Source organism: Corynebacterium kalidii (genome assembly GCF_022869005.1).
Lineage (GTDB): Bacteria > Actinomycetota > Actinomycetes > Mycobacteriales > Mycobacteriaceae > Corynebacterium > Corynebacterium kalidii.
Map to the genome: position 1 here is coordinate 427,380 of NZ_JALIEA010000012.1, position 24,130 is coordinate 451,509.

General features: G+C 69.9%; 23 protein-coding genes. 19 read left to right on the forward strand and 4 right to left on the reverse strand.

Annotated elements, in window-relative coordinates; genetic code table 11:
- Positions 1-53 precede the first annotated feature (53 nt).
- The 11 genes from murC to MUN33_RS07810 all read left to right on the forward strand — a co-directional run bounded on the left by murC (position 54) and on the right by MUN33_RS07810 (position 13,013).
- Positions 54-1,508: a UDP-N-acetylmuramate--L-alanine ligase gene (gene murC, locus MUN33_RS07760; protein WP_244804439.1), complete on the forward strand. Its 1,455-nt coding sequence runs from the start codon at positions 54-56 to the stop codon at positions 1,506-1,508.
- Positions 1,509-1,514: 6 nt separating this feature from the next.
- Positions 1,515-2,210, forward strand: coding sequence for a cell division protein FtsQ/DivIB (locus MUN33_RS07765; protein WP_244804321.1), 696 nt, complete (start codon positions 1,515-1,517; stop codon positions 2,208-2,210).
- A 160-nt stretch (positions 2,211-2,370) separates the two neighbouring features.
- Positions 2,371-3,642 (forward strand): cell division protein FtsZ, encoded by a 1,272-nt coding sequence (gene ftsZ / locus MUN33_RS07770; protein ID WP_244804322.1) that lies wholly within the window; start codon positions 2,371-2,373, stop codon positions 3,640-3,642.
- Positions 3,623-4,366: a peptidoglycan editing factor PgeF gene (gene pgeF / locus MUN33_RS07775; protein ID WP_244804323.1), complete on the forward strand. Its 744-nt coding sequence runs from the start codon at positions 3,623-3,625 to the stop codon at positions 4,364-4,366. The genes ftsZ and pgeF overlap by 20 nt, the downstream gene beginning before the upstream one ends.
- An 89-nt stretch (positions 4,367-4,455) precedes the next feature.
- Positions 4,456-5,034, forward strand: coding sequence for a cell division protein SepF (locus MUN33_RS07780; protein ID WP_244804324.1), 579 nt, complete (start codon positions 4,456-4,458; stop codon positions 5,032-5,034).
- Positions 5,035-5,040: 6 nt separating this feature from the next.
- Complete coding sequence (locus MUN33_RS07785) at positions 5,041-5,340, forward strand: YggT family protein (protein WP_244804325.1); 300 nt, start codon at positions 5,041-5,043, stop codon at positions 5,338-5,340.
- Between the two features lie 163 nt (positions 5,341-5,503).
- A complete protein-coding gene (locus MUN33_RS07790; protein ID WP_244804326.1) occupies positions 5,504-6,514 on the forward strand; it encodes a DivIVA domain-containing protein in 1,011 nt (336 codons plus the stop codon).
- A 39-nt stretch (positions 6,515-6,553) separates the two neighbouring features.
- Entirely contained in the window at positions 6,554-6,712 is a 159-nt protein-coding gene (locus MUN33_RS07795; protein ID WP_244804327.1) for a hypothetical protein, read from the forward strand.
- A 286-nt stretch (positions 6,713-6,998) separates the two neighbouring features.
- Positions 6,999-10,205: an isoleucine--tRNA ligase gene (ileS, locus tag MUN33_RS07800; RefSeq protein WP_244804328.1), complete on the forward strand. Its 3,207-nt coding sequence runs from the start codon at positions 6,999-7,001 to the stop codon at positions 10,203-10,205.
- A gap of 130 nt (positions 10,206-10,335) precedes the next feature.
- Positions 10,336-11,652: an HNH endonuclease signature motif containing protein gene (locus MUN33_RS07805; RefSeq protein ID WP_244804329.1), complete on the forward strand. Its 1,317-nt coding sequence runs from the start codon at positions 10,336-10,338 to the stop codon at positions 11,650-11,652.
- Positions 11,653-11,687: 35 nt separating this feature from the next.
- Positions 11,688-13,013, forward strand: coding sequence for a DNA polymerase IV (locus MUN33_RS07810; RefSeq protein ID WP_244804330.1), 1,326 nt, complete (start codon positions 11,688-11,690; stop codon positions 13,011-13,013).
- An 18-nt stretch (positions 13,014-13,031) separates the two neighbouring features.
- Here MUN33_RS07810 and MUN33_RS07815 read toward each other — a convergent pair whose 3' ends face one another.
- Positions 13,032-13,916, reverse strand: coding sequence for an asparaginase (locus tag MUN33_RS07815; RefSeq protein ID WP_244804331.1), 885 nt, complete (start codon positions 13,914-13,916; stop codon positions 13,032-13,034).
- Positions 13,917-14,005: 89 nt separating this feature from the next.
- Between MUN33_RS07815 and MUN33_RS07820 the strand changes: the two genes are divergently transcribed.
- Entirely contained in the window at positions 14,006-14,599 is a 594-nt protein-coding gene (locus MUN33_RS07820; RefSeq protein ID WP_244804332.1) for a WKL family lipoprotein, read from the forward strand.
- On the opposite strand, the gene MUN33_RS07825 is transcribed toward MUN33_RS07820, so the two are convergent.
- The gene (locus tag MUN33_RS07825; RefSeq protein WP_244804333.1) at positions 14,596-15,522 is read right to left on the reverse strand and encodes a hypothetical protein; all 927 of its coding nucleotides are present in this window, start codon (positions 15,520-15,522) and stop codon (positions 14,596-14,598) included. The two genes, MUN33_RS07820 and MUN33_RS07825, sit on opposite strands and share 4 nt — an antisense overlap.
- Before the next feature lie 70 nt (positions 15,523-15,592).
- On the opposite strand from MUN33_RS07825, the gene lspA reads away from it, so the two are divergent.
- The 4 genes from lspA to rarD are packed head-to-tail and all read left to right on the forward strand — an operon-like array spanning position 15,593 to position 18,580.
- Positions 15,593-16,090 (forward strand): signal peptidase II, encoded by a 498-nt coding sequence (gene lspA / locus MUN33_RS07830; RefSeq protein WP_244804334.1) that lies wholly within the window; start codon positions 15,593-15,595, stop codon positions 16,088-16,090.
- Complete coding sequence (locus MUN33_RS07835) at positions 16,087-17,028, forward strand: RluA family pseudouridine synthase (protein WP_244804335.1); 942 nt, start codon at positions 16,087-16,089, stop codon at positions 17,026-17,028. Before lspA ends, MUN33_RS07835 begins: the two co-directional genes overlap by 4 nt.
- Entirely contained in the window at positions 17,028-17,705 is a 678-nt protein-coding gene (locus MUN33_RS07840) for a hypothetical protein (protein ID WP_244804336.1), read from the forward strand. Before MUN33_RS07835 ends, MUN33_RS07840 begins: the two co-directional genes overlap by 1 nt.
- The gene (gene rarD, locus MUN33_RS07845) at positions 17,702-18,580 is read left to right on the forward strand and encodes an EamA family transporter RarD (RefSeq protein WP_244804337.1); all 879 of its coding nucleotides are present in this window, start codon (positions 17,702-17,704) and stop codon (positions 18,578-18,580) included. The genes MUN33_RS07840 and rarD overlap by 4 nt, the downstream gene beginning before the upstream one ends.
- Before the next feature lie 24 nt (positions 18,581-18,604).
- Here rarD and MUN33_RS07850 read toward each other — a convergent pair whose 3' ends face one another.
- Both MUN33_RS07850 and MUN33_RS07855 read right to left on the reverse strand, forming a co-directional pair.
- Complete coding sequence (locus tag MUN33_RS07850; protein WP_244804338.1) at positions 18,605-19,912, reverse strand: D-arabinono-1,4-lactone oxidase; 1,308 nt, start codon at positions 19,910-19,912, stop codon at positions 18,605-18,607.
- The gene (locus tag MUN33_RS07855; RefSeq protein WP_244804339.1) at positions 19,909-21,081 is read right to left on the reverse strand and encodes an amino acid deaminase/aldolase; all 1,173 of its coding nucleotides are present in this window, start codon (positions 21,079-21,081) and stop codon (positions 19,909-19,911) included. Before MUN33_RS07855 ends, MUN33_RS07850 begins: the two co-directional genes overlap by 4 nt.
- A gap of 62 nt (positions 21,082-21,143) precedes the next feature.
- Here MUN33_RS07855 and nadA point away from each other — a divergent pair, with 62 nt between their 5' ends.
- The 3 genes from nadA to MUN33_RS07870 all read left to right on the forward strand — a co-directional run bounded on the left by nadA (position 21,144) and on the right by MUN33_RS07870 (position 24,128).
- Entirely contained in the window at positions 21,144-22,226 is a 1,083-nt protein-coding gene (nadA, locus tag MUN33_RS07860) for a quinolinate synthase NadA (RefSeq protein ID WP_244804340.1), read from the forward strand.
- Entirely contained in the window at positions 22,223-23,128 is a 906-nt protein-coding gene (nadC, locus tag MUN33_RS07865) for a carboxylating nicotinate-nucleotide diphosphorylase (RefSeq protein WP_244804341.1), read from the forward strand. Before nadA ends, nadC begins: the two co-directional genes overlap by 4 nt.
- Positions 23,129-23,354: 226 nt before the next feature.
- Positions 23,355-24,128 carry a hypothetical protein gene (locus MUN33_RS07870; RefSeq protein ID WP_244804342.1) on the forward strand — a complete coding sequence of 258 codons (774 nt, stop codon included), beginning with the start codon at positions 23,355-23,357 and terminating at the stop codon, positions 24,126-24,128.
- The last annotated feature ends 2 nt before the right edge of the window (positions 24,129-24,130 follow it).

Below are 24,130 nucleotides of genomic sequence, written 5' to 3' on the forward strand. Positions count from 1 at the left end.
ATACACCGGTCAACTCGACGGTCACCTCGGTGGACGACCTCCGCCACGTCCACATGGTCGGTATCGGCGGTGCCGGGATGTCCGGTATCGCGCGGATCCTGCTGGACCGTGGGGTCACCGTGAGCGGTTCCGACATGAAGGAGTCCCGTGTCGTGCTGGCGCTGCGGGCCGCGGGAGCGGACGTGGCCGTCGGCCACCGTGCGGAGAACGTCACCTCGTCCGCCCCCGACGGTGGACTGCCGGACGCCGTGGTGACCTCGTTCGCCGCGATCCCGCAGGACAACCCCGAGCTCGTCGCGGCCCGCGGGGCGGGTATCCCGCTGCTGCGCCGGTCGGACGTCCTGGCGCTGTTGATGGCGGACAGCCGGGCGGTGCTCATGGCGGGCACCCACGGCAAGACCTCGACGACCTCGATGGGGGTCGTCGCGCTGCAGCACGCCGGCATGGACCCGTCCTTCGCGATCGGCGGGCAGCTCAACCGAGCCGGGACCAACGCGCACCACGGCACCGGCGACGTCTTCGTCGCCGAGGCCGACGAATCGGACGGGTCCTTCCTGTCCTATTCACCGGAGGTCGCCGTGGTCACCAACATTGAGCCGGACCACCTGGACTACTTCGGCTCGGAGGAGGCCTACCGGGAGGTCTTCGAACAGTTCGCCGGACGGGTCACCGCCGGCGGTGCGCTGGTGGTCTGCCTCGACGACGAGGGCAGTGCGGGGCTCGCGGAGTCCGTCGTCGCCGGTGACGTCCCCGTCGCCGACGGCGTGCGGGTCCTGGGCTACGGGACGACCGCCGCGGCGGCCGCGCACCCGACCGTGCCCGTGGGTGCGGAGATCGTCTCGACCAGCACACTGGCCGACGGCGGCACCGACGCCGACGTGCGGCTCGCCGACGGCACCACCGTGCAGGTGCGGGTCCGTACGCCGGGCCGGCACATGCTGCTCAACGGGGTGGCGTCACTGCTGGCGGGTGTCCTGGTCGGTGCCTCCGCGGAAGGCATGGCGGCCGGCGTGGCCTCCTTCGACGGGGTGCGTCGCCGTTTCGAGTACCACGGCAGTGTCGGCGGCGTGGAGGTCTACGACGACTACGCCCACCACCCGACCGAGGTGCGTGCCGTCGTGACGGCGGCGCGGGAGAAGGTCCGTGCCGGTGACACCGCCGGTGGGCGCGTCGTCGCCGTCTTCCAGCCGCACCTCTACTCACGCACCCTGGCGTTCGCCGGGGAGTTCGCCGAGGCGCTGTCCCTGGCGGACGTGGCGGTGGTGCTCGACATCTTCGGTGCCAGGGAGGAGCCGGTCGAGGGTGTCGACAGCCGGGTCATCACCGACCGGGTGGACCGGTCGACGACCGAGGTCCACTATGAACCGCGGTTCGCCGACGTCCCAGCCCGGGTCGCGGACCTGGCCCGGGACGGCGACCTGGTGCTCACCGTCGGCGCCGGCACGGTGACGATGCTGGCCGACGAGATCCTGCGCGCCCTCGAGACCACGGCCGCGGACGAGGCCTGATCACCGATGGCACGCAGCGACTCCCGCGCGGCACGGGCACGACGGACGGGGCGGCGGCGCCTGGCCGTCCTCGTCGGGGTGCCCGTCGTCCTGGTGCTCCTGGTGGTGGGGGTGGTCTTCAGTCCGTTGTTCACGGTCCGCGACATCGCGGTCGAGGGCACCGGGCGCCTCGCCCCCGAACAGGTCATCGCCGCGGCCTCCCCGGTCGACGGCCAGAACCTCCTCTTCGCCGACACGGACGCCGCGGCGCGGTCCGTCTCCGAGCTGCCGTGGGTGGAGAAGGTCACCGTCTCGCGGGAATGGCCGTCGGGGGTGCGGGTCGCCGTCACCGAGTACGACGCCGTCGGCGTCGTCGACGGCGACGACGGGCCCCTGGTGATCAACGAACGAGGGCGGGTCTTCCTCCGCGGGGAGAGCCCTGAGGGGGCGGTCCCGGTCCGGGCGTCCGCCGACGACGCCGGGGCCCTTGAATCCGCGGGGAAGGCCCTGGGCGCGCTGCCGGGCGAGCTCCGCGGCACCGTGGAGGAGGTGGACGCCCCGTCCGCCGAGGAGGTCACCCTGCGTTTCCCCGAGGGCCGTGAGGTCTACTGGGGCTCCGCCGACCGTGCGGAGGAGAAGGCGGAGGCGACCCGGGTGGTGCTCACCAGGGAAGGGCAGCGGTGGAATGTCTCGAATCCGGCGTTGCCGTCGGTGCGGGACTGACCCGCGACCGCCGTAACTCTCAACCCGACGTTGAGGGATACGACACGCAAGAAAAATGAGCACGGAAATTACCTCTGTGTCACACACAATTGTTCGCAGAGTTAGAGCGACAGAACACGGGCAGACAATGTCCGGCACACCGGGAAAGAGAGCGCACACCATGACCCTCTACGACAACCACCTCGCCAAGATCACCGTCGTCGGTGTCGGTGGCGGTGGTGTCAACGCCGTGAACAGGATGATCGACGCGAATCTCCAGGGTGTGGAGTTCGTCGCGATCAACACTGACGCGCAGGCCCTCCTGCTCACCGACGCAGACACCAAGCTGGACATCGGCCAGGCGGAGACCCGGGGTCTCGGCGCCGGGGCCAACCCGGAGGTCGGGCGGAAGTCCGCCGAGGACCACAAGGAGCAGATCGAGGAGGTCATCGAGGGCTCCGACATGGTCTTCGTGACCTGTGGCGAGGGTGGTGGGACGGGTACCGGCGCCGCACCGGTCGTGGCGAACATCGCCAAGAAGAAGGGCGCCCTGACCGTCGGTGTCGTGACCCGCCCCTTCACCTTCGAGGGGCAGCGCCGCTCGAAGCAGGCCCTCGAGGGGATCGAGGCGCTGCGCGACGTCTGCGACACGCTCATCGTGATCCCGAACGACAGCCTGCTGAAGATGGGCGACGCCGACCTGCAGCTCATGGACGCCTTCCGCAAGGCCGACGAGGTCCTGCACTCCGGTGTCGAGGGCATCACCCGCCTGATCACCACCCCGGGCGTGATCAACGTGGACTTCGCCGACGTGCGCTCGGTGATGACGGACGCGGGTTCCGCGTTGATGGGTATCGGCAGTTCCCGTGGTGACGACCGCGCCCGCAAGGCGACCGAGCTGGCGATCAACTCGCCGCTGCTGGAGACGACCATGGAGGGCGCCAAGGGTGTGCTGCTCTCGTTCGCCGGCGGCTCGGACCTGGGGCTGTTCGAGGTCAACGAGGCGGCGACGATCGTCCAGGACCTCGCGGACGAGGACGCCAACATCATCTTCGGTACGATCATCGACGACCAACTCGGCGACGAGGTGCGGGTCACCGTCATCGCCACCGGCTTCGACGACTCCCCGAACGTGGTGTCCACGCCGCGTCGTGGGCAGCACCGTGCCCCGGAGAACCCCGCGCCCGCCGCGTCCGCCGCACCGGCCTGTGAACAGTCGCAGCCGGGCATCTTCAACGGCGAGGAGGCCCCTGCCGCACAGAAGACCGAGGCACAGCCGGCCGCTGCGGGGTCGACCAGCTTCACCCGCCGGTCGCGGTCCGGTGTCCCCGGGTCGTCGGAGTCGCAGGGCACCTCGGGTCTGTTCACCTCGCACGGTGAGTCCCGGGACACCCGCCGTGACGACCGCCGCGATGAGGGGGATGACGACCTCGATGTCCCGACCTTCCTCTGACCGTCGCGTCCGTAAGGTGGTGACCGACCGGCACGGTGGTGTGTCGTCGGGGGACTTCGCGTCCTTCAACCTCGCCGACCACGTCGGTGACGACGCCGCCGACGTCGCCGCGAACCGTCGCCGGCTGGCCGAGCTGATCGGTGTGGCCCCGGAGCGCATGGTGTACATGGAGCAGATCCATTCACCGAACGTGACCGAGGTGACCGCGGAGCTGCTCGCCTCCCTCGACGGGGGGCCCGTGGAGTTCAGCGACGCCCTGGTGACCCGCGAGACCGGTGTCGCGCTCGTCGTCCTCACCGCCGACTGCGTCCCTGTCCTGCTGTCCGACGAGGACGCCGGCGTCGTCGCCGCCGTGCACGCCGGACGGATGGGTGCGCGCAACGGTGTCGTCCCGGCGACGGTGGAGGCGATGGTGGCGCTCGGCGCCGTCCCCGCCCGGATCCACGCGCTGATCGGTGCAGCGGCGGCCGGGGAGGAGTACGAGGTGCCGGAGGAGATGGCCCGCGACGTCGAGGAGCGGCTGCCCGGCTCCCGGACGACGACCACCCGCGGCACCCCGGGGCTGGACATCCGGGCGGGAGTCACGCGCCAGCTGCTCGCCGCGGGTGTGACCGCCGTCGACGCCGACCCGCGGAGCACGATCTCCGGGGAGAACTTCTTCTCCTACCGGAGGGAAGGCCGGACGGGGCGCCAGGCCGCGGTGGTCTGGATCCCCGACGCCTGAGCCCGCCTGGGCCCGCCCGGTCCCACTTCCGGTATTTTCGACAGCAGACTACCCTCGTACGGCACATCCCAGAGAAAGCGAGACAGACCATGGCAGACGGTTTCGGTGAGAACATCAAGCGGTTCTTCGGCTTCGGTGACGTCGAGAGTTTCGACGACCCCTATTACCGTGACGAGTTCGACGAGGACCGCGGTGGGTACCGTCAGTCGGGGCGGTACCAGGACAGGGGGGACGACCGGGACCGTGACTACGAGCGGGACCGGGTCGAGCACCATGAGCGGCCGGGCCGCCCGGAGCGGTCCGACTACGACTACCGCTCCTCCCGTCCGTCCCGTCGTGCCGACGTGGGTGCCGCGCCCGTCGCCCCGGTGCCGGCTGCGGCGCCGGCGGCACCGGCCCGCGAACCGCAGGTGGTGCGGCTGGCCCTGAGTTCGTTCCAGCAGGCCGGCGAGCTCGCCACGGAGTTCAAGGCCGGGGATATCGTGGTCCTGAACCTGTCCGGGATGGAGAAGGCCGAGGCCAGCCGGGTGCTCGACTTCTCGGTCGGCCTCGCGAAGGGGTTGGACGGTACACTGAAGAAGCTCGGCGGGCTGCGCAACTTCGCGTTGATCCCCGCCTCCGTGACCCTTGACCAGAGCCAGCTCGACCAGCTGGTGGAGGACCAGTAGAACACCGTGGCCGCAACTCTCTATTTCATCGCCCTGCTCCTGAGGCTGTACTGGTTCATCCTCCTCGCCCGGGTCATCATCGAGATGGTCCGGTCGTTCTCCCGCCAGTGGCGGCCGTCGCGTCGTTTCGCGTTGGTCGCCGAGCCGATCTTCGTGCTCACCGACTTCGTGATCCGTCCGTTGCGCCGGGTCATCCCGCCACTCCGTCTGGGAGGGGTGGCGCTGGATGTGTCGGTTCTGGTGCTGTTCTTCGGAATTTCGATACTCATCAGCATCCTGACGACGGTCGCCGCCTCTGCGTTGTGACATTGTTGCCGGTGGGAAATGCCCTACTGTATAACTGACCTGAAAGACTGCACATGAGGTTGAACCTGAAACCTCGTGGACGTGGTCACTGATAAGATCGTGACTGACTCGCTGTCCGGCCCACTCGGCCGGCGGAACACATCGACTGTGAAGGGAACTACCGATGCCGTTGACTCCCGCTGACGTTCATAACGTGGCATTCAGCAAGCCGCCGATCGGCAAGCGTGGCTACAACGAGGACGAGGTCGACCAGTTCCTCGATCTCGTCGAAGACACGCTGGCCGAGCTCCAGGACGAGAACGACGATCTCCGGGGTCAGGTGGCGTCGGGTTCGTCCGCCGCCGCCCCGGTCGCCGCCCCCGCCTCGTCGGACGACTCCGCGTCCGCCGCGGAGCTCGACGAGGCCCGCGCCCGCGTCTCCGAGCTCGAGGCCGAGCTGAAGAAGGCCCAGGACGCGACCGCCGCCGCCGAGAAGCGCGCCGCCGCGGCCGAGGACAAGGCCGCAGCCGCCGAGAAGCGTGCGGAGGCCGCCTCGGCGCAGGCGTCCCAGGCTGCTCCGGCACAGGCCGCCACGGCTGACGCACCGCAGGAGTCGGGCACCGCCAACGCCGACACCCACATGCAGGCTGCACGCGTCCTGAGCATGGCGCAGGAGATGGCGGACCGGCTCACCGGTGACGCCAAGACCGAGTCGCAGGCGATGCTGGACGAGGCCCGCGACGAGTCGAACCGCACGCTGGAGGACGCGAACTCCAAGGCCACCGCCCAGCTGGCCGACGCGCAGAAGCGGTCGGAGAAGCAGCTGGCCGACGCCGACCAGAAGGCACGCAAGACCGTCGCCGAGGCCCAGCAGAAGGCCGACACCCTGGTCGCCGACGCCACGCAGAAGTCCGAGACCCTGATCTCCGACGCCACCGCCCAGTCCGAGGCGCAGGTCCGTGCGGCGCAGGAGAAGGCGGACGCGCTGCAGAAGGACGCCGAGCGCAAGCACACCGAGATCATGACCACGGTGAAGAAGCAGCAGACCGCGCTGGAGAGCCGTATCGAGGAACTGCGCACCTACGAGCGGGAGTACCGTACCCGCCTGAAGACGTTCCTGGAGTCCCAGCTGGAGGAGCTCAACAGCCGCAGCACCGCGGCCCCGAACTCCAACATCGACTTCGGCGAGAAGTAGGCCACCGGTCGGCGACCCGGGCGACGGAAGGCGGTAACCATGCTCGCACTGTCGCTCCTGATGTCCCTCCTGGGGTTCCTCGCCCTGCTCGTCGCCCTCTACGTGGGGTCGACGCTGTGGGCCTGGATCTGTATCGGAGTCGCTGTCGTCGGGATCGTCGTCTTCGTCGTGGACCTGTTTCTCCACCGGCGACGATGAGGCGTATACTTCACCAGTGACCGGCCCCGCATCGCCGTGCGGGGTTTTTCACACGCATCGATCCGGCCATCACCGGGGAGCGTTCCGGAAGAAAGGCACAGCCCCGTCCGCGGGGAGGCCCGGTAGACCCGGACGTGGTCGCGGCACGTCACAGCCGTAGGAACAAGTGGGATTTCCCGGCCCGGCGGTGTCGTCGGGGAGCCCAAGCGGGGTGGTACCGCGTTGCCGTCAGCGGCGACGTCCCCGCGGACCGTGAGAAAGCACACGACCTTACGAGGAGTCCGCGATGACCACCCCCGCCGGCGGCGCATACCCGCACACCGACATGTCGGACGGCACCAGTTCCTTCCCCGTGATGGAGAAGTCCGTCCTGGACTACTGGAAGCAGGACGGCACCTTCCAGGCCTCCCTCGACAACCGCGAGGGGGCGCCGGAGTACATCTTCTACGACGGGCCCCCCTTCGCCAACGGCCTGCCCCACTACGGTCACCTGCTGACCGGTTACGTCAAGGACATCGTCCCGCGGTACAAGACCATGCGCGGTTACCGCGTGCCCCGGGTCTTCGGCTGGGACACCCACGGTCTCCCGGCGGAGCTGGAGGCGGAGAAGCAGCTCGGCATCACCGACAAGGGTGAGATCGAGAAGATGGGTCTGGCGTCGTTCAACGACTACTGCGCCAAGTCGGTGCTGCGCTACACCGACGAGTGGAAGGCCTATGTCACGCGGCAGGCGCGCTGGGTGGACTTCGACAACGGCTACAAGACGATGGACCTGTCGTACATGGAGTCCGTGATCTGGGCGTTCAAGGAGCTGTACGACAAGGGGCTCATCTACCAGGGGTTCCGGGTGCTGCCGTACTCGTGGGCGGAGCACACTCCGCTGTCGAACCAGGAGACACGGCTGGACGACTCCTACAAGATGCGGCAGGACCCGACGCTGACGGTGACCTTCCCGGTCACCGGCGCCCACCCGGGGACGGCCGCGGTGGAGACCCTGGCGGCGCACCCGGAACTCGCCGACGCGTCCGCACTCGCCTGGACGACCACGCCGTGGACCTTGCCGTCGAACCTGGCGTTGGCGGTCAATCCGGCGGTGACCTACAGCCTCGTGAAGGTCGCGGACGACGGTGCGGAGGCGATCGCCGGCCGCACCGTCCTGCTGGCCGCCGACCTGGTGGGCGCCTACGCCGCCGAGCTCGGGGAGTCCGCGGAGACCGTGGCGGAGTTCACCGGTGAACAGCTGGTGGGCCTGACCTACGAGCCGATCTTCGACTACTTCGCCGACCGGGTGGAGCTGGGGGACAAGCGGCCGTTCCGGGTGCTGGCCGCCGACTACGTCACCACCGAGGACGGTACCGGTGTGGTCCACCAGGCGCCGGCCTTCGGTGAGGACGACATGAACACCTGTAACGCCGCGGGTATCGACACCGTGGTGCCGGTGGACATGGACGGCAAGTTCACGTCCCTGGTGCCGGACTACCAGGGGCAGCTGGTGTTCGACGCGAACAAGGACATCATCCGCGACCTCAAGGCCGCGGGCCGGGTGGTGCGTCACCAGACCATCGAGCACTCCTACCCGCACTCGTGGCGTTCGGGCGAGCCGTTGATCTACATGGCGCTGCCGAGTTGGTTCGTGTCCGTCTCGTCGTTCCGGGACCGGATGGTGGAGCTGAACCACGAGCAGATCGACTGGATCCCCGAGCATATCCGTGACGGGCAGTTCGGGAAGTGGCTCGAGGGCGCCCGTGACTGGAACATCTCGCGGTCGCGCTACTGGGGTTCGCCGATCCCGGTGTGGGTGTCGGACAACGACGAGTACCCGCGTGTGGACGTCTACGGGTCCCTCGACGAGCTGGAGGCGGACTTCGGTGTCCGTCCGGAGTCGTTGCACCGTCCCTACATCGACGAGCTGACGCGTCCGAACCCGGACGACCCGACGGGGCGGTCGACGATGCGTCGGGTGCCGGACGTGCTCGACGTGTGGTTCGACTCGGGCTCGATGCCGTTCGCCCAGGTGCACTACCCGTTCGAGAACAAGGAGTGGTTCGACTCCCACTCGCCGGCCGACTTCATCGTGGAGTACATCGGGCAGACCCGCGGCTGGTTCTACCTGCTGCACGTGCTGTCGACCGCGTTGTTCGACCGTCCGGCGTTCACGAAGGTGGTGTCCCACGGCATCGTGCTGGGCGACGACGGGCTGAAGATGTCGAAGTCTAAGGGGAACTACCCGGACGTCAACGAGGTCTTCGACCGGGACGGTTCCGACGCGATGCGGTGGTTCCTGATGAGTTCGCCGATCCTGCGGGGCGGGAACCTCATCGTCACCGAACAGGGGATCCGCGAGGGCGTGCGTCAGGCGATGCTGCCGATGTGGAACGCCTACTCCTTCCTGCGCCTGTACGCGCACACGCCGGCCCAGCGGGACGTGTCCTCGACGAACGTGCTGGACAGGTACATCCTGGCGAAGCTGCATGACGCCGTCGCCGCGGTCACCGAGGCCCTGGACGCCACGGACATCGCCACCGCCACCGACGAGATCCGCCAGTTCTGCGACGTCCTCACCAACTGGTACGTCCGCCGGTCACGTGACCGTTTCTGGGCGGGTGACTCCGGCGAGGACGGTCACCCGGAGGCGTTCAACACCCTGTACACCGTGTTGGAGACGTTGTGCCGGATCGCGGCCCCGTTGCTGCCGATGACCACCGAGGTCATCTGGCGGGGGCTGACGGGTGAGCGTTCGGTCCACCTCACCGACTGGCCGTCGGCCGACGACCTGCCGGCGGACGACGCACTGGTCGCGTCCATGGACGCGGTGCGTGCCGTGTGCTCGGCGACGTCGTCCCTGCGGAAGGCGCACAAGCTGCGTAACCGTCTGCCGCTGCCGGGGCTGACGGTCGCGGTGCCGGACTCCGGTGCGCTGGAGGACTTCACCTCGATCATCCGCGACGAGGTCAATGTCAAGGACGTGACGCTGACCGACGACGTGTCGTCCGTGGGACGCTTCGACGTGGTGGTCAACGCCAGGGTCGCAGGTCCGCGTCTGGGCAAGGACGTCCAGAAGGTGATCAAGGCCGTCAAGACCGGAAACTACACCGTGGCGGACGACGGGACCGTCACCGCTGACGGCATCGCGCTCGTCGACGGTGAGTTCAGCCGGAAGCTCGTGGCCGTGGACCCGGAGAACACCGCGGAGATCCCCGGTGAGGACGGTCTGGTCGTGCTCGATACCACGGTGACCCCCGAGCTCGAGGCGGAGGGCTGGGCCGCGGACCGTGTCCGTGGCGTGCAGGACGCCCGGAAGGCCTCTGGGTTCGACGTCTCGGACCGGATCGCCTTGACACTGTCCGTCCCGGCGGACCGCAAGGCGTGGGCCGACGAGCACATCGGGACGATCGCCGGTGAAGTGCTGGCGACCTCGGTGACCGTCGTGGTCGGCGAGACCCTGACCCACGATGTCGGGGACGGGGCCACCGCGGACGTCGCGAAGGTGTAGGTTCCCACCGACCCCGGACGGCCACCTGTGGTGGCCGTCCGGGGTTTTTGCCGTCCTTGACCATCGAACAGGAGTTCGGTACCGTGGGGGTCGTAACGAGGGATATGGTGGCCACGGTGAGGGGAATGGCATGGTGCAGGGTGGAGTGGATCTCGGTTTTATCGAACGGGACTTCGAGGAGCTGTACTTCGACTGCGACGTCGAGTACGTCGAGGAGAACCTGGACGAGCCATGTTGGGCCGTGAGCGCGCAGGAGGTGATGTACAGCGCGAAGAGGCAGGTCAACGTCCTCGAACTCGACATCGCGCGGGAGGCCACGCCGTCGCCCACGGACGAGGTGTCGCGCCACGCCAGGAAACTGTCGGTCGGCCTGGGGGTCTCGAAGGGCAAGGCGTTGGCCTACTGCGACATCGGTACGATGCTCTCCCGGATGCCGGCGTTGGCGCTCGCACTCCAGGGCGGTGCGTTCTCCTTCGACCATCTCCGGGCGCTCGCGGACTCCGTCGTCGCGGTGGATGACGCACACGTGGCCGAGGTCGAGAGTGGCGTCGTGTCGTTGGTGACGCCGACGACGCCCCGCCAGGTCGTGCCCGGGGTCGTCACACTACGTCGGCTGGTGCAGCAGGTGGTTGCCGAGGTCCAGCCGTCGGCACGGCCGATCGACCCGGAGGGGCAGGGTGAGCCGCCGCCACCGGAGGCGCAGCTCGACTTCAGCGTGGACACCCGGGCGGACGCGGCGACGACGTTCCGCGTCACCGTCCCGACGGATGAGGGGATAGGCATGATCCGGATCATCGACGCCGTCGCCGCGGCGCGGGGATGCAGCAGGTCGCGTGCGCTGGTGGATTTGGTGCACGGACGGGCCGGCGACGTCTCCGTCACGCTGAACTGCTACCGGAATCTCGACGACGGTCGGATGCACCTGGAGAGCACCTGGTTGCACGAGGTGGCCACCGAGCGGTGGATGGCCCGCGTCACCGAACTCTGCGTGGCCGGGCACAGCGAGGTCTCCGGCTACACCCCGTCGGCACACCAGCGGGCGACGGACGCCGGGCGCGACGGTACGTGCAGGTTCCCGGGCTGCGACAGCCCCGCGGCGACCGCACAGCTCGACCACGTCACACGGTGGGACGGGGAGGACGACGGGGGAGGGAAGACCGCGACCTGGTCGATGCACTCGCTGTGTCCCGGATGCCACAGCCTCAAGACACGTGGCCTGTACGACGTCACCCTCAACCCGGACGGTTCGGACTGGTGGACCAGTGTGGAGGACGGACACGTCTACGTGTCGACTCCGACCGGGCCGCTGGCGGACGCTGTCCTGGATTTCGACACGCGCCTGCACCGGAAGGTCCGCACCCTGGCGCGGCACAACGAGGCCAGGATGCGGTGGATCGCCGAGATCGAGGCGGCCGCGGAGGAGGCGCAGAAGCTGGTGCCGTTTTGAGGGTGGCGGACCGTACCCTGCCTAGAATCGGGGACATGAACACCACGCAGCGCTGGGTGGTCCACCTCGACATGGACGCGTTCTTCGCCTCTGTCGAGCAGTTGACCAGGCCCACCATCGCCGGGCGCCCGGTGCTGGTGGGAGGTGCCTCTGGTCGTGGTGTCGTGGCGGGCGCGTCCTACGAGGCCCGGGTGTACGGGGCACGTTCGGCGATGCCGATGCACCAGGCGGTGCGGCTCTGCCGGGGGAAGGCTGTCGTCGTGACACCCCGGTTCGTCGTGTACTCCGCGGTGTCGGCACAGGTATTCGAACTCCTGGGGCGGGAAGGTGACACTGTCGAGCAGCTGAGCGTCGACGAAGGGTTCGTCGAACCCGGCGTGTTGGCGGGGGCGGGCTCCGCCGAGGTCGAACGGTGGGCACGTGACCTCCAGGAGACGGTGGACCGCGAGGTCGGGTTGCCGTGCTCCATCGGTGTGGCGTCCACCAAGCTCGATGCGAAGATGGCCTCGGACCTGGCCAAGCCACACGGGGTCACGGTCGTGGGACGTGACCGTCGTCAGGAGGTGTTCGGACCTCGTCCGGTCGGGGAGCTGTGGGGCATCGGCCCGGTCGCGCAGCACAAACTGGCCGAGGTCGGTGTGACGACGATCGGGGACTTCACCGCCATGGACGACGTCGACGTGAAGGGACTGCTGGGTTCGGTCGGCCTGCAGGTCCTGGGGTACGCCCGGGGCCGGGACTCCCGGACGGTGGCACCGCGTGCGCGTGCGAAACAGGTGTCCGCGGAGCGCACCCTCGATTCGGATGCGACGACGACCGCCGAGGTCGACCCCGTGCTGGTGCGGGCCGCCGGTGCCGCGAGGAAACGCCTGCTCGGTGATGGTCGTGCGGCGAGGACGGTGACCGTGAAGACCCGCACCGCCGATTTCAAGGCGCACACCCGGTCCACGACCCTGGCCACCCCGACCGACGACCTCGACGAGATCATCGCGGCGGCCCGGTCCGTCGTCCCGCGCCCGGAGGTTTCCGGTGTGGTCCGGTTGGTGGGGGTGAGCCTCTCCGGGCTCACGGAGGAGCGACAGGCCGTCCTCTTCCCGGAGCCGGGGGTGGAGGCGGTCAGGGCGGTCGAGACGGCGGCCCCGGAAACCGCCGAGACCGCCGAGACCGACCACCGCGTCGACTGGCGCCCGACCGCGGACGTCCACCACGAGGTCTTCGGCCACGGCTGGGTCCAGGGCACGGGTGCCGGCGTGGTCAGTGTGAGGTTCGAGTCGCGGTCGACAGGCCCGGGACGTGCCCGGACACTGGACATCGACGACCCGGCGCTGCGGCCGGCGGACCCGTTGGACAGTCTCCGCTGAGCCGGGGACGGGTACGTGTCACCGGCGGGCCCGCTGGACCGCGAGCTGGCACAGCAGCTCCATCCTGGCCTGCGGCGGGGTGAGCTGGCCTGCGGAACGGATCCCGGCACGGGCGAGGCTGCGTCCGCCGCCGGCGCCGCCGTAGACCAGGTTGACGCCGCCGGCGGGCACACGGCTGGCCACGACCACGGGGATCCCCGCCGCCAGTGCATCGGTGACCCCGTCGGCCAGGACACCGACGTTCCCGGAACCGAAGGCGGCGACGACGATCCCGTCGGCACCGGAGTCCAGCGCGGACCGGACAGCGTCGGGGTCCGCGCCCTGGTAGGCGGCGACGATGTCGACCCGCAGGCCGGCCAGCGGCACCGGTGACGAGGCGAGGACGGTGGGACGCGCGAGGTCGGGGGCGTCGAACGCGGCGTCGGCGGTCGTGTGGACCTTACGGACCCCGTACGCGGGTAGGGTCCGCCCGCCGAAGACGACACTGGGGGACACCACCTGCTGTGCCGCGGCCACGGCGTCCCGGAGGTTCGCCGGTCCGTCGGGTGCCGGGTCGTCCGCGGGGCGCTGGGCGCCGGTCAGCACGACGGGGCCGCCGACCAGCCGGTCGACGGCCATCGCGGTCTCCTCCATGGAGTCGGTGCCGTGGGTGACGACGACCGGCCCGGTGCCCCGGGCGTCGTGGATCTCGGCGAGCAGGCCGTCGAGGTCGGCGAGGTCCATCGTGGAGGAGTCGAGGCGCAGGACGTCCCGGGCTTTCACGGACGACGGGGGCAGCCCGGCGTCGTCGAGGAGTGCGGTGATGCCACGGGTCGGCACGAGGTCACCGTCGGCGTCGGAGGTGCACGAGATGGTGCCGCCGGTGGCGAGCACGGTGGGGGTGTCAGCAGTCGAGTCGGTCACGGATTTCAAGGCTACCGTCCGATCGACGGTAGACTCTCGTCATCCGTAGTACATTCATCCGCAGAAGGAGTCTCGTCACAGTGAGATCATTGAAGCGAACCCGTGCCATCGCCGCCGCCGTCGCCATTACCGCCGGGCTGTCCGTGACCGCCTGTTCCTCGGACGACGAGGGCGGCGACACCGCCGCCGAGACCACAGCCCAGCAGACGACGGAGCAGACGCCGATGCCCACGGCCCAGGAACTCGGTGAGATCCTGGCCCGTGCCATGGACCCGGGCGTCCCGGCGCCGGAGAAGGCCGACACCGTGGAGAACGGCGAGGAGGCGGTGGAGCTCTTCGACGTGATGATGCAGTCGCAGCAGGAGTCCGGTGCGACGTTCGAGGTCGTCGACCCGGTTCTCCCCGGTATCACCCCGCAGGAGGTCATGGCGACCATGAACCTCCTGCAGCCGGACGAGGAGCCGGTGCGGATGGACGGCGTGAAGTTCGTCAACGACAACGGCCAGTGGAAGCTGTCCCAGGAATGGGCCTGCACCCTGGTCAGTAACGTCGCCCCGGACCAGGTCCCGGAGACCTGTGCCCCGTTCCTGGGCGACGCTCCGGCCCCCGCTCCCGAGGGCGAGGCGCCTGCCCCGGCCCCGGCTCCGGAGGGTGAGGCCCCGGCCCCGGCGCCCGCTTCCTAGGCAGGTTCCCAGGCGGACCTCGTGCGCGAGGTCTGCACCACGGTGACCGGAGACTCCGCCTGGCCGTAGGTCACGCTGGTCGTCGTGTCGATCATGCCGGAGACCGGGACGGGACGGCGCAGGTCCACGGTGACGTTGCCGTCGGAGTCGCTGCTGGAGTCCACGACATTGAGGTCTGAACCGGCCATCTTCTGGACGGACGGGGTGCGTTCCACGTCGACGCCGAGCTCGATGCGTGACCCCTCACGGGAGAGCAGGGTGAACGTGACGCCCTGGCGCATCGAGACACCGAGCATCGGATCCTCCACCTGGCCGCTGACGGTCCACCGTGCCCCCGTCCCCAGGTCCTCCTCGGGGAAGACGACGGGAACGTCGGTCATCTGGGTGAGGGCACGCTCCACGTTGGAACGCGCCGCACCCGTGGCGTCCTCGGGAGCGGCGAAACTCCGCGAGACCACGCGGCCGTCCGGGTTGTAGGTCTGGTTCATGGTGAAGCCCTCTGCGGTGGCCAGGTCCTCGTTCCCCTCGGTGTTGTCGCCGGTCGGACGGCCGGCGACGACGTGGGACTCCAGCTCGTCGCCGTCGGTCGACGTCGACACGGCGACCGGGACCTCCATCGTGACGTCCTCGAACGGGAGGTCATTCTGGCCCGCCCCGCCTTCGGTCCGCTGTTCCCAGCCCTGCGTCGCCCGGAAGACCGTCTGCGTCTCCGTGGAGTCGTCGAACCAGACCAGTGGTTCCCTGGGTGCCTCCCCGGCGTCCTCGACGGTGACCGACACCCCCGACACCGGGGCGTCGACGGGGGCCTCGGACGCCGCGTCGTCACCGGAGGAACAGGCGGTGAGCACGGTCCCGGTCAGTAGGGTGGTCATCAGTGTCGGCAGGAGGGCCCGGCGGAGGGGCGTGTGTCGTTGAGTGCGCACAACCGTCAGCGTACCAACCGGCCGTGCACCGACTGAGGCCCACAGGCTGCGACGCGATAGGATCGTCGTCGTGACTGTTTTCAACGTCCGCCCCTGGGCGCTTCTCCCGCTGTCCGGCATCGTCGCCGCCGACCAGCTCACCAAGTGGCTCGTCGTGGAGAACCTCGAGCCGGCGACGGCGTATCCGGTGGTGGGCGACGTCGCGCGGCTGTACCTCATCCGCAACTCCGGTGCGGCGTTCTCCATGGGGGAGGACGCCACGGTGGTGTTCTCCGTGGTCCAGATGGTCGCCGTCCTGATCTGTGTCGTCCTGGCGTTCCGGGTGCGTGACCGCTGGGCGGTGGCCGCCGTGGGGCTGATCGGCGGCGGTGCGGCCGGCAACCTCATCGACCGTGTCTTCCGCGACCCCGGTGGACTGCACGGCCATGTCGTCGACTTCGTCTCCGTCGGCAGTTTCGCGATCTTCAACGTGGCCGACGCCGCCATCTGCGTCGGCGTCGGGGTGTACCTGGTGTACGCCCTGGTGGTCGAGCCGAGGAAGGCGAGAGAGCGGGGTGAGGTGTCATGAGCACAGCTCCCAGGGAGTCGCGCATGATGGCCGTCCCGGACGGGCTGGCGGGGATGCGGGTGGACGCCGGGTTGTCGAAGCTGCTCGGCCTGTCGCGCACCGTCGTCGCCGAGCTCGCCGAAGCCGGGGACGTGACCCAGGACAGCCGTCCCGCGGGGAAGTCCGACCGCCTGGTCGCCGGAGCGTGGCTGGACGTCACGCTGCCCGCACCCGAGAGGGACCTCGCCGACGAACCGGCCGAGCATGTCGACGGGATGGAGATCCTCTACTCCGACGACGACATCATCGCCGTGAACAAGCCGGTCGGCGTCGCCGCACATCCGACGGTCGGGTGGGAGGGCCCCACGGTGACGTCCGGCCTCGCGGCGGAGGGCTTCCGCATCTCCACGTCCGGGCCCCCGGAGCGTAAGGGCATCGTCCACCGGCTCGACGTCGGGACGTCCGGGGTGATGGTCGTCGCCGCCAGCGAGCGCGCCTACACCGTGCTCAAGCGCGCGTTCCGCGACCGGACGGTGGACAAGACCTACCACGCCCTGGTCCAGGGCCACCCGGACCCGACGGTGGGGACGATCGACGCGCCGATCGCACGCCACCCCGGGGCGGGGTGGAAGTTCGCGGTCCGGGACGACGGCCGTCATGCCGTGACCCACTACGAGACCATCGAGGCGTTCCGTCAGGCGACGCTGGTGAAGGTGCACCTGGAGACCGGCCGCACCCACCAGATCCGGGTCCACTTCTCGGCCCTGCACCATCCCTGTTGCGGTGACCCGATGTACGGGTCCGACCCCGCGTTGACCGCCTTCCTCGGTCTGGAGCGGCAGTGGCTCCATGCGGTGCACCTGGGCTTCACCCACCCGGACGGACGGTGGATGGACATCGAGTCGCCGTACCCGGAGGACCTCCGGGTGGGACTCGACCGTCTGCGGGAGGTGAACTGATGGCCGGTGTCGGCCCCCGCCCGTCCCGGCGGATCGCACCGGACCGCACGGTCCGTCGTCGACGTGAATGGCAGGACACCCGTCGGCCCGCCTGGGTCATGTGGCTGTCCGTGGTGTGCCTGGTCGGCCTCGTGGTCACCGTGGTCGCGTTGGCGGGGTCCGACCGCATGTCGCGGCCGCAGGCCGTCAATGGCGACATGCTCGGCCCGGACAACAGCGAGACCGTCGACGAGTACCTCGTGCGGGCGGCGGCGTCGGTCCAGGAGGCCCAGGAGACACAGGATGCACAGGACGCGCCGCGGTGGGCACTGGTCACCCCGGTGACGCCGGCCGGGCCCGGGGAACTGGCGGAGATCTTCTCCGGGATGCCGGACCTGCGGGTCTCCACGCTGATGGCGGGGGAGTCGCGGTGGCAGGTCCCGGAGCCGGCGGACGGGCACCGGCGTGAGGACGTCTTCGAGGCCTCCCGGGAGCAGGTCGCGTCCAGCGCCGGGGTCGGTCTGGACGATCCCTCCCTCGACGTCCTCGGCGTGCTCGTCCACGCCACGCCCGCCGACCTCCGGACGCTCGCCGACCGTCCCGGTGTCCTCGCGGTGGAGGCGCTGCCGCCGGACGCCGCGTACGGACGGTTCGGACTGCGCCCGGTGACCGTCGCCGACCGGGAGGAGATCCGGTGATCTGGGGAGTACTGGCCTACCTGATGTGGGGGTTCTTCCCCGCGTTCTTCCCGCTGCTGCGCCCGGCGGTGCCGATGGAGATCCTGGCGCACCGCTTCGTGTGGACGCTGGTGTTCGTCGTCGTGGTGATGGCGTGCACCACCGGTTTCCGCTGGGCGCGGCGTATCCCGTTGTCCCTGTGGCTCCGGATCACCGCCGCCGCCGTGCTCATCGCGGGCAACTGGGGGCTGTACATCTACGCGGTCAACAACGACCACGTCGCCGACGCGGCCCTCGGGTACTTCATCAACCCACTGGTCAGCGTGTTGCTGGGGGTGCTCGTCCTCCGTGAGCGGCTCCGCGCCCTGCAGTGGGTCTCGGTGGGCATCGCCGGGGTCGCCGTGGTGATCCTCACGGTGGCACTGGGCTCGCCGCCGGTGCTGTCGCTCGGCCTGGCCGTGTCCTTCGCCGGGTACGGGCTGCTGAAGAAGCGGGTGCCGTTGACACCGTTGCAGTCGTTGACCGCGGAGACCGCTGTCCTGGCGCCCGTCGGTGTGCTGTTCCTGGCGTGGCTGCAGAGCCAGGGGGAGAACACCATGGTCCAGGGCGGGCACGGGGTGGGGCACGTCCTGCTGCTGGTCACCGCCGGTGCGGTGACGGCGCTGCCGTTGCTGTGCTTCGCGCGTGCCGCCCACGAGCTGTCGCTGACCAGCCTGGGCATGCTGCAGTACCTCACCCCGGTCATGCAGATGCTGTGGGCGGTGCTGGTGGTCGGGGAGCACATCCCGCCGGCACGGTGGGTCGGCTTCGCGGTCATCTGGGTCGCCCTGGCGGTGTTCATCGTGGACTCGCTGATGCACGCCCGGAAGGTGAACCGGCTCAAGCGGCTCGGGTGACGGGGCCGGGGACGGGGATTCCGGCTAGATCCCGAAGACCCGGTCCACCATGGGGTTGCGGAAGACCCCGTCCGGGTCGACCCGGGCCCTCAGCCCCGCGACCTCGCCGAGGTGCGGGTGGACGGCGGCGAGGTCCGCGTGGTCGAGGGTGTGCAGTTTGCCCCAGTGCGGTCGTCCCCCGGCCGCGGTGAGCACCGGCTCGACCACGGAGAACAGTTCACGGTAGTCGTCGCGGTGGTAGCGGTGCACCGCGATGTAGCACGACTCCCTGCCGTAGGCCGTCGACAGCGGGACGGTGTCGGCGGCGGTGCAGCGCACCTCGACGGGGAAACCGACGGGGACGCCGGACGCGTCGATGACCCGGTGGACCTCGGAGAGGACCTCGGGGGCGTCGGCGAGGGGGACGGCGTACTCCATCTCGTTGAACCGGACGCGACGCGGGGACACGAACACGTTGTGGGCGGTGTCGGCGTACTCACGCTGCGCCAGCGTCGCCGCCGCGACCCGGTTCATCGCCCCGGTGGTCCGGGGCGCCAGGTGCATCAGTGCGCACATCGCGCCGAAGGCGCCGTTGCTGACGACCTCGTCGTCGATGACCGACCGCCAGCGCGGTACCGGGCCGGGGAGGTCGGCGGCCGCGGCGTCCGGCAGGGAGTACCGGGTGTTGGTCTTGACGTGGGCCACGTCGGTGCCGGGGAACCAGTAGTACTCCAGGTGGTCCACGGCCGCGGCCCGCGTGGGGAAGTCCCGCGCCAGGGGCGCCAGCGGCTCCGCCTTCTCCACCGCGGAGAGGACGAACGACTCCACCACCGCCATCGTGATCCGGGTGGTGACCCCCAACGCCCCCAGGGACACCCTCCCCAGGTCGAAGAGCGGGTCGCCGGGGCCGACGTCGTGCACGGTCCCGTCGGCGGTGACGGTGCGCAGTCCCCGTACCATCCCGGCGAACCCGGTCAGCCCGGCGCCGGTGCCGTGCGTCCCGGTACTGACCGCCCCGGCCAGGGACTGCGGGTCGACGTCGCCCTGGTTCGCCAGCGCCAGACCGTGGGGACGCAGCAGGCCCGGGATGTCGCGGAGCCGGGTCCCGGCGAGGAAGGTGACCACCATCGCCTCACGGTCGACCGTGACGACCCCGCTGAGGTGGTCGAGGTTCACCAGGACGCCGTCGGTCGCCGCGACCGGGGTGAAGGAGTGGCCGGCGCCGACCGCCTTGACCCGCAACCCGTCCCCGGCGGCACGGCGGACCAGCTCCACCACCTCAGCCTCGGTGGTCGGCTGGACGAACTGCGCGGGCTCGGCGGTCTGTGCACCGGACCAGTTGCGCCATCTCATGTGAAGCTCCTTCCCTCACCACGGTAGGTGGGCCATTCGTCGATGATGTCACCGTCGCTGACGACCAGGACGGTGTCGGTGAACTCGGCCTGTTCGCCGGCCTTGGCGTGACGGAACCACACGTGGTCGCCGAGGTTCATGGCCGTGGCCACGTCGCCGCGCAGCGGGGTCTGCACCTCGCCGGCCCCCTCGGTGGACGTCAACGACAACCCCCGGGGGTAGTCCACCACCGGCTGCCGGTCGGCACCGGGCGGCCCGGAGGCGATCCGGCCACCACCGGCGACGGTGATGAAATCCGGTGCGGGCCGGCGCACGACCGGCAGGACGAACCACTCGGCCGACAGCGGACGGAACGACGAGTAGTTGTCGAACAGGCCCGGCCCGACGACACCGGAGCCCGCACCGATCTCCGTGACGGCGGCCTCGGCGACCGTCGACTCGATCGAGCCCGTCCCGCCCCCGTTGACGAACTCGAGTTCGGCACCCACCGACCGCACCGCGTCGACGACGGCGGCCCGGCGCGCCGCCAGCTCCCGGACGGAGAGACGCTTCACCGCCGTGACCAGCGGTGAGGAATCGGTGGTGCCGGCGATCTGCCCTTCGTAGGCCATGAGGCCGACCAGGGCGAACCCGTCACGCCCGTGGATGTGCCGGGCCAGGGAGCGGGCCTGTTCGACGGTGTGCACCGGGGAGCGTCGCGCGCCGAGGTGCACCGGTCCAACGGTCAGGGAGGCGTCGATGTCGATGCAGACCCGCACCACGCCGCGTTCGGTCGGCGGGACCACGGCGTCGATGAAGTCCAGGTGTTCGACGGAGTCGACCATGAGGGTGACGGCCCGTGACGCCGCCTCGCTGCACATCAGCTGGTGGAGCAGGTGGCGGTCGGTACTGGGGTAGGCGACGAGGATGTCGTCGCTGACGCCCTCGTCGGCGAGCCAGAGGGCCTCCCCGAGCGAGTAGGACAGCAGTCCCCGGAAGCCGGGGCGTTGCAGCAGCCGTCGGATCAACGGGCGGATCCGTACCGACTTCGTCGCCAGCCGGATCGGCGTCCCGGCGGCGCGGCGGACCATGTCACCGGCATTGGCCAGGGCGTTGTCCAGGTCGAGGACGGCGAACGGGGCGTCAAGGTGCGCTACCGCCTCGCGCACCGCAGGTCGTGGAGTACTCACGAGGATGAGGATACGTCCGGAAACCCCTCGGCGTGTGCCGGTTTCGGATATCATCACCGGACATGACTGTGACGACTGTTGAACAATTCGGGAGTCCCCTCCTGGAGAAGGTCTTCCGTGCCCCGGGGCACGCCGGACCAGAGGGGGACATCGGACGGTGGGAGGGGATCGTCGGCGACGAGGTCTGGGCCGCGGAGATCCGCCGCCTGAAGGAACTGCGGAACGCGGTGATCCTGGCGCACAACTACGAGCTCCCGGAGATCCAGGACATCGCGGACCACACGGGCGACTCCCTGGCGTTGTCACGGATCGCCGCCGACACCGACGCCGACGTCATCGTCTTCTGCGGCGTGCACTTCATGGCCGAGACCGCGAAGATCCTGTCCCCGGACAAGACCGTGCTGATCCCCGACGAAGACGCCGGCTGCTCCCTGGCGGACTCCCTCACCGCCGAGGAGCTCGCCGAGTGGAAGTCCGAACACCCCGACGCCCTGGTCGTGAGCTACATCAACACCACCGCCGCGGTGAAAGGCCTCACCGACGTGTGCTGCACCAGCTCCAACGCCGTCGACGTGGTCGCCGGACTCCCCGCCGACCGGGAGATCCTCTTCGGCCCCGACCAGTTCCTCGGGGCGCATGTGCGACGGCAGACCGGACGGGACGACATCCACGTCTGGGCCGGCGAATGCCACGTCCACGCCGGGATCTCCGGACCCGAGCTCGCCCGCCGCGCCGAGGAGAACCCCGGGGCGGACCTGTTCATCCACCCGGAGTGCGGCTGCGCCAACTCCGCGATCTACCTCGCCGGTGAAGGGGTGATCGACCCGGAGCGCGTCCACATGCTCTCCACCGGGGAGATGCTCGACAGCGCGCGGGTCGCGGGCGAGGCGGGACGTGGGACGGTGCTCGTCGCCACCGAGGTCGGCATGCTCCACCAGCTCCGGGGCGTCGCACCCGACGTCGACTTCGCCCCCGTCAACGAACGCGCCTCGTGCCCCTACATGAAGATGATCACCCCGGCGGCACTGCTGCGCTGCCTCGCCCTCGGCACCGACGAGGTCGACGTCGACGAGGACGTCGCCGACAAGGCACGCCTCGCCGTCGAGCGGATGATCTCGGTCGGGACGCCCGGAGGCGGCGAGTGACCGCCGTCCTGCCCGACACCGACCTCGGGCCCGTCGAGGGGGACCCGGCCCTGTTCTCCTCCCTGGCGTGGGCCGCCCTGCAGGAGGACATCGCCTCCGGGGACGCCACCACCCTGGCCACCGTCCCCGCGGAGTTGACCGGCAGCGGCGACCTCGTCGCCCGACGGCCCGGCGTCGTCTCCGGGATCGACGCCGTCCGGGCCGTGCTGGAGGCGGGCGCGTCCTACCCCGTGCTCGGCGGGCGGGTCACGCTGGAGGACCCGGTGGCCAACGGCGCCCGCGTCGAGACGGGATCGGTGGTGGGGACGCTGACCGGGCCGGTGCGGGCGATCCTGCAGCTGGAACGCACCGTGCTCAACGTCCTGTCCCACGCCTCCGGGGTGGCGACACACACCGCCCGGTGGGTCGAGGAGGTCTCCGCGGCGCGCCCCGGCACCGTGGTCAGGGACTCACGCAAGACGCTGCCCGGACTGCGGCTGCTGCAGAAACGCGCCGTGGTGCACGGTGGCGGGACCCCGCACCGCTACAACCTCTCCGACCAGGCCATGGTCAAGGACAACCACGTCGTTGCCGGCGGGGGAGTGCTCGCCGCCTACCTGTCCGTCCGCGCGGAGAACCCGGCCCTGTGGTGCGAAGTGGAGGTCGACGACCTGGACCAGCTCCGCGCGGTCCTGGAGGTGGACGTGCCGCCACAGCAGGTGCTGCTGGACAACTTCGCCGTACCGGACACCGTGGCGGCCGTGCGGATGCGCGACGGTATCGCGCCGGGTGTGCTGCTGGAATCCTCCGGCGGACTCACGCTGGAGGTGGCCGGGGACTATGCGGCGGCCGGTGTCGACTCGCTGGCGGTGGGGGCCCTGACCCATTCGGTGACGGCGCTGGACATCGGGTTGGACCTGTGAGCTGAGTAGCGCGTCAGGGGGTTCTTCCGGCACCGGGCAGCCACGTCTTGAGTCCCCAGGTCGTGATCTGGGGTGAAAGATGACCTGGAGGCTCAGGGCGTCGGTGCATGTGCGGGTTGCACCCCGGGACCGCCGCCAGTGTGACTGGTACACGGAGCCGGCTGTGCCGGAGGGCGAAACGGCTGCCCCGGTATGTTCGATGGAGAAAGCAGGAGGTGCTTCTCCGATGAAGAACCAGGGACTGCAGAAGACCGCTCTCGTGGCGGGGGCGGGGCTCGCGTTGGTGCTGGGGGCGTGCGGGGACGACCCGGTCGTCACCGTGACGGAGACGTCCACCCGCAGTGTGGAGGTCACCGTTCCGCCCGCAGAGCCAGAGCCGACAGCGCCGACAGGGCCGACGGACCCGCCGGACGACCCAGGCGAGGTCACCGTGCCCGGTGAACAGGTCGAGACCTACTTCTCCCGGGAAGGCGCCGTCGTCGGTGTCGCCGGACTCGACGCCGCCATGGCCCCCGAGATCATCAGGGCCCAGCCGAGTTCCGGGGCCGACCCGGTCTCCCGTGTCTGGCGTACCGGGTCCGTGGAGCTCGCCGGCCGGGAGTGGAACAACACCACCATGCCGGACGAGGGCTACTGGGTGGAGGTCAGGCACGACGGTGTCACCGGCTGGATGCCCGGCACGCACCTGTTCTACTTCGGCGGGGTCGACGACGTGACCGGCGAGTACGCGGACCTGGCACCGGCGGACGACCCCTACCTGCTCCTCGGCAGGATCGGGGAACGTTCCGCCGCCGGGATGGGACGGTGGGCGGTCGTCACCACCCCGGAGGACACCGGGGACGGCGCCTACCGCGTCGACGTCACCGGTATGCCGGACGACGCCCAGGGTGGCGAGCGCCTGCGCGTCGTCGTCGAGCAACGCGACGGGGTGTCCCGGCTGGGCCAGGTCGAGCGGACGCCACTGTGCCACCGCGGTGTCAGCGACGGGTTGTGTCTGTGAAC

Excerpts from the sequence above, each read along its gene's own strand:
- murC (WP_244804439.1), top strand. The coding sequence starts at position 54 with ATGGTCGGTATCGGCGGTGCCGGGATGTCCGGTATCGCGCGGATCCTG.
- MUN33_RS07765 (WP_244804321.1), top strand. The coding sequence starts at position 1,515 with ATGGCACGCAGCGACTCCCGCGCGGCACGGGCACGACGGACGGGGCGG.
- ftsZ (WP_244804322.1), top strand. The coding sequence starts at position 2,371 with ATGACCCTCTACGACAACCACCTCGCCAAGATCACCGTCGTCGGTGTC.
- pgeF (WP_244804323.1), top strand. The coding sequence starts at position 3,623 with ATGTCCCGACCTTCCTCTGACCGTCGCGTCCGTAAGGTGGTGACCGAC.
- MUN33_RS07780 (WP_244804324.1), top strand. The coding sequence starts at position 4,456 with ATGGCAGACGGTTTCGGTGAGAACATCAAGCGGTTCTTCGGCTTCGGT.
- MUN33_RS07790 (WP_244804326.1), top strand. The coding sequence starts at position 5,504 with ATGCCGTTGACTCCCGCTGACGTTCATAACGTGGCATTCAGCAAGCCG.
- MUN33_RS07795 (WP_244804327.1), top strand. The coding sequence starts at position 6,554 with ATGCTCGCACTGTCGCTCCTGATGTCCCTCCTGGGGTTCCTCGCCCTG.
- ileS (WP_244804328.1), top strand. The coding sequence starts at position 6,999 with ATGACCACCCCCGCCGGCGGCGCATACCCGCACACCGACATGTCGGAC.
- MUN33_RS07805 (WP_244804329.1), top strand. The coding sequence starts at position 10,336 with ATGGTGCAGGGTGGAGTGGATCTCGGTTTTATCGAACGGGACTTCGAG.
- MUN33_RS07810 (WP_244804330.1), top strand. The coding sequence starts at position 11,688 with ATGAACACCACGCAGCGCTGGGTGGTCCACCTCGACATGGACGCGTTC.
- MUN33_RS07835 (WP_244804335.1), top strand. The coding sequence starts at position 16,087 with ATGAGCACAGCTCCCAGGGAGTCGCGCATGATGGCCGTCCCGGACGGG.
- MUN33_RS07840 (WP_244804336.1), top strand. The coding sequence starts at position 17,028 with ATGGCCGGTGTCGGCCCCCGCCCGTCCCGGCGGATCGCACCGGACCGC.
- MUN33_RS07850 (WP_244804338.1), bottom strand. The coding sequence starts at position 19,912 with ATGAGATGGCGCAACTGGTCCGGTGCACAGACCGCCGAGCCCGCGCAG.
- nadA (WP_244804340.1), top strand. The coding sequence starts at position 21,144 with ATGACTGTGACGACTGTTGAACAATTCGGGAGTCCCCTCCTGGAGAAG.
- MUN33_RS07870 (WP_244804342.1), top strand. The coding sequence starts at position 23,355 with ATGAAGAACCAGGGACTGCAGAAGACCGCTCTCGTGGCGGGGGCGGGG.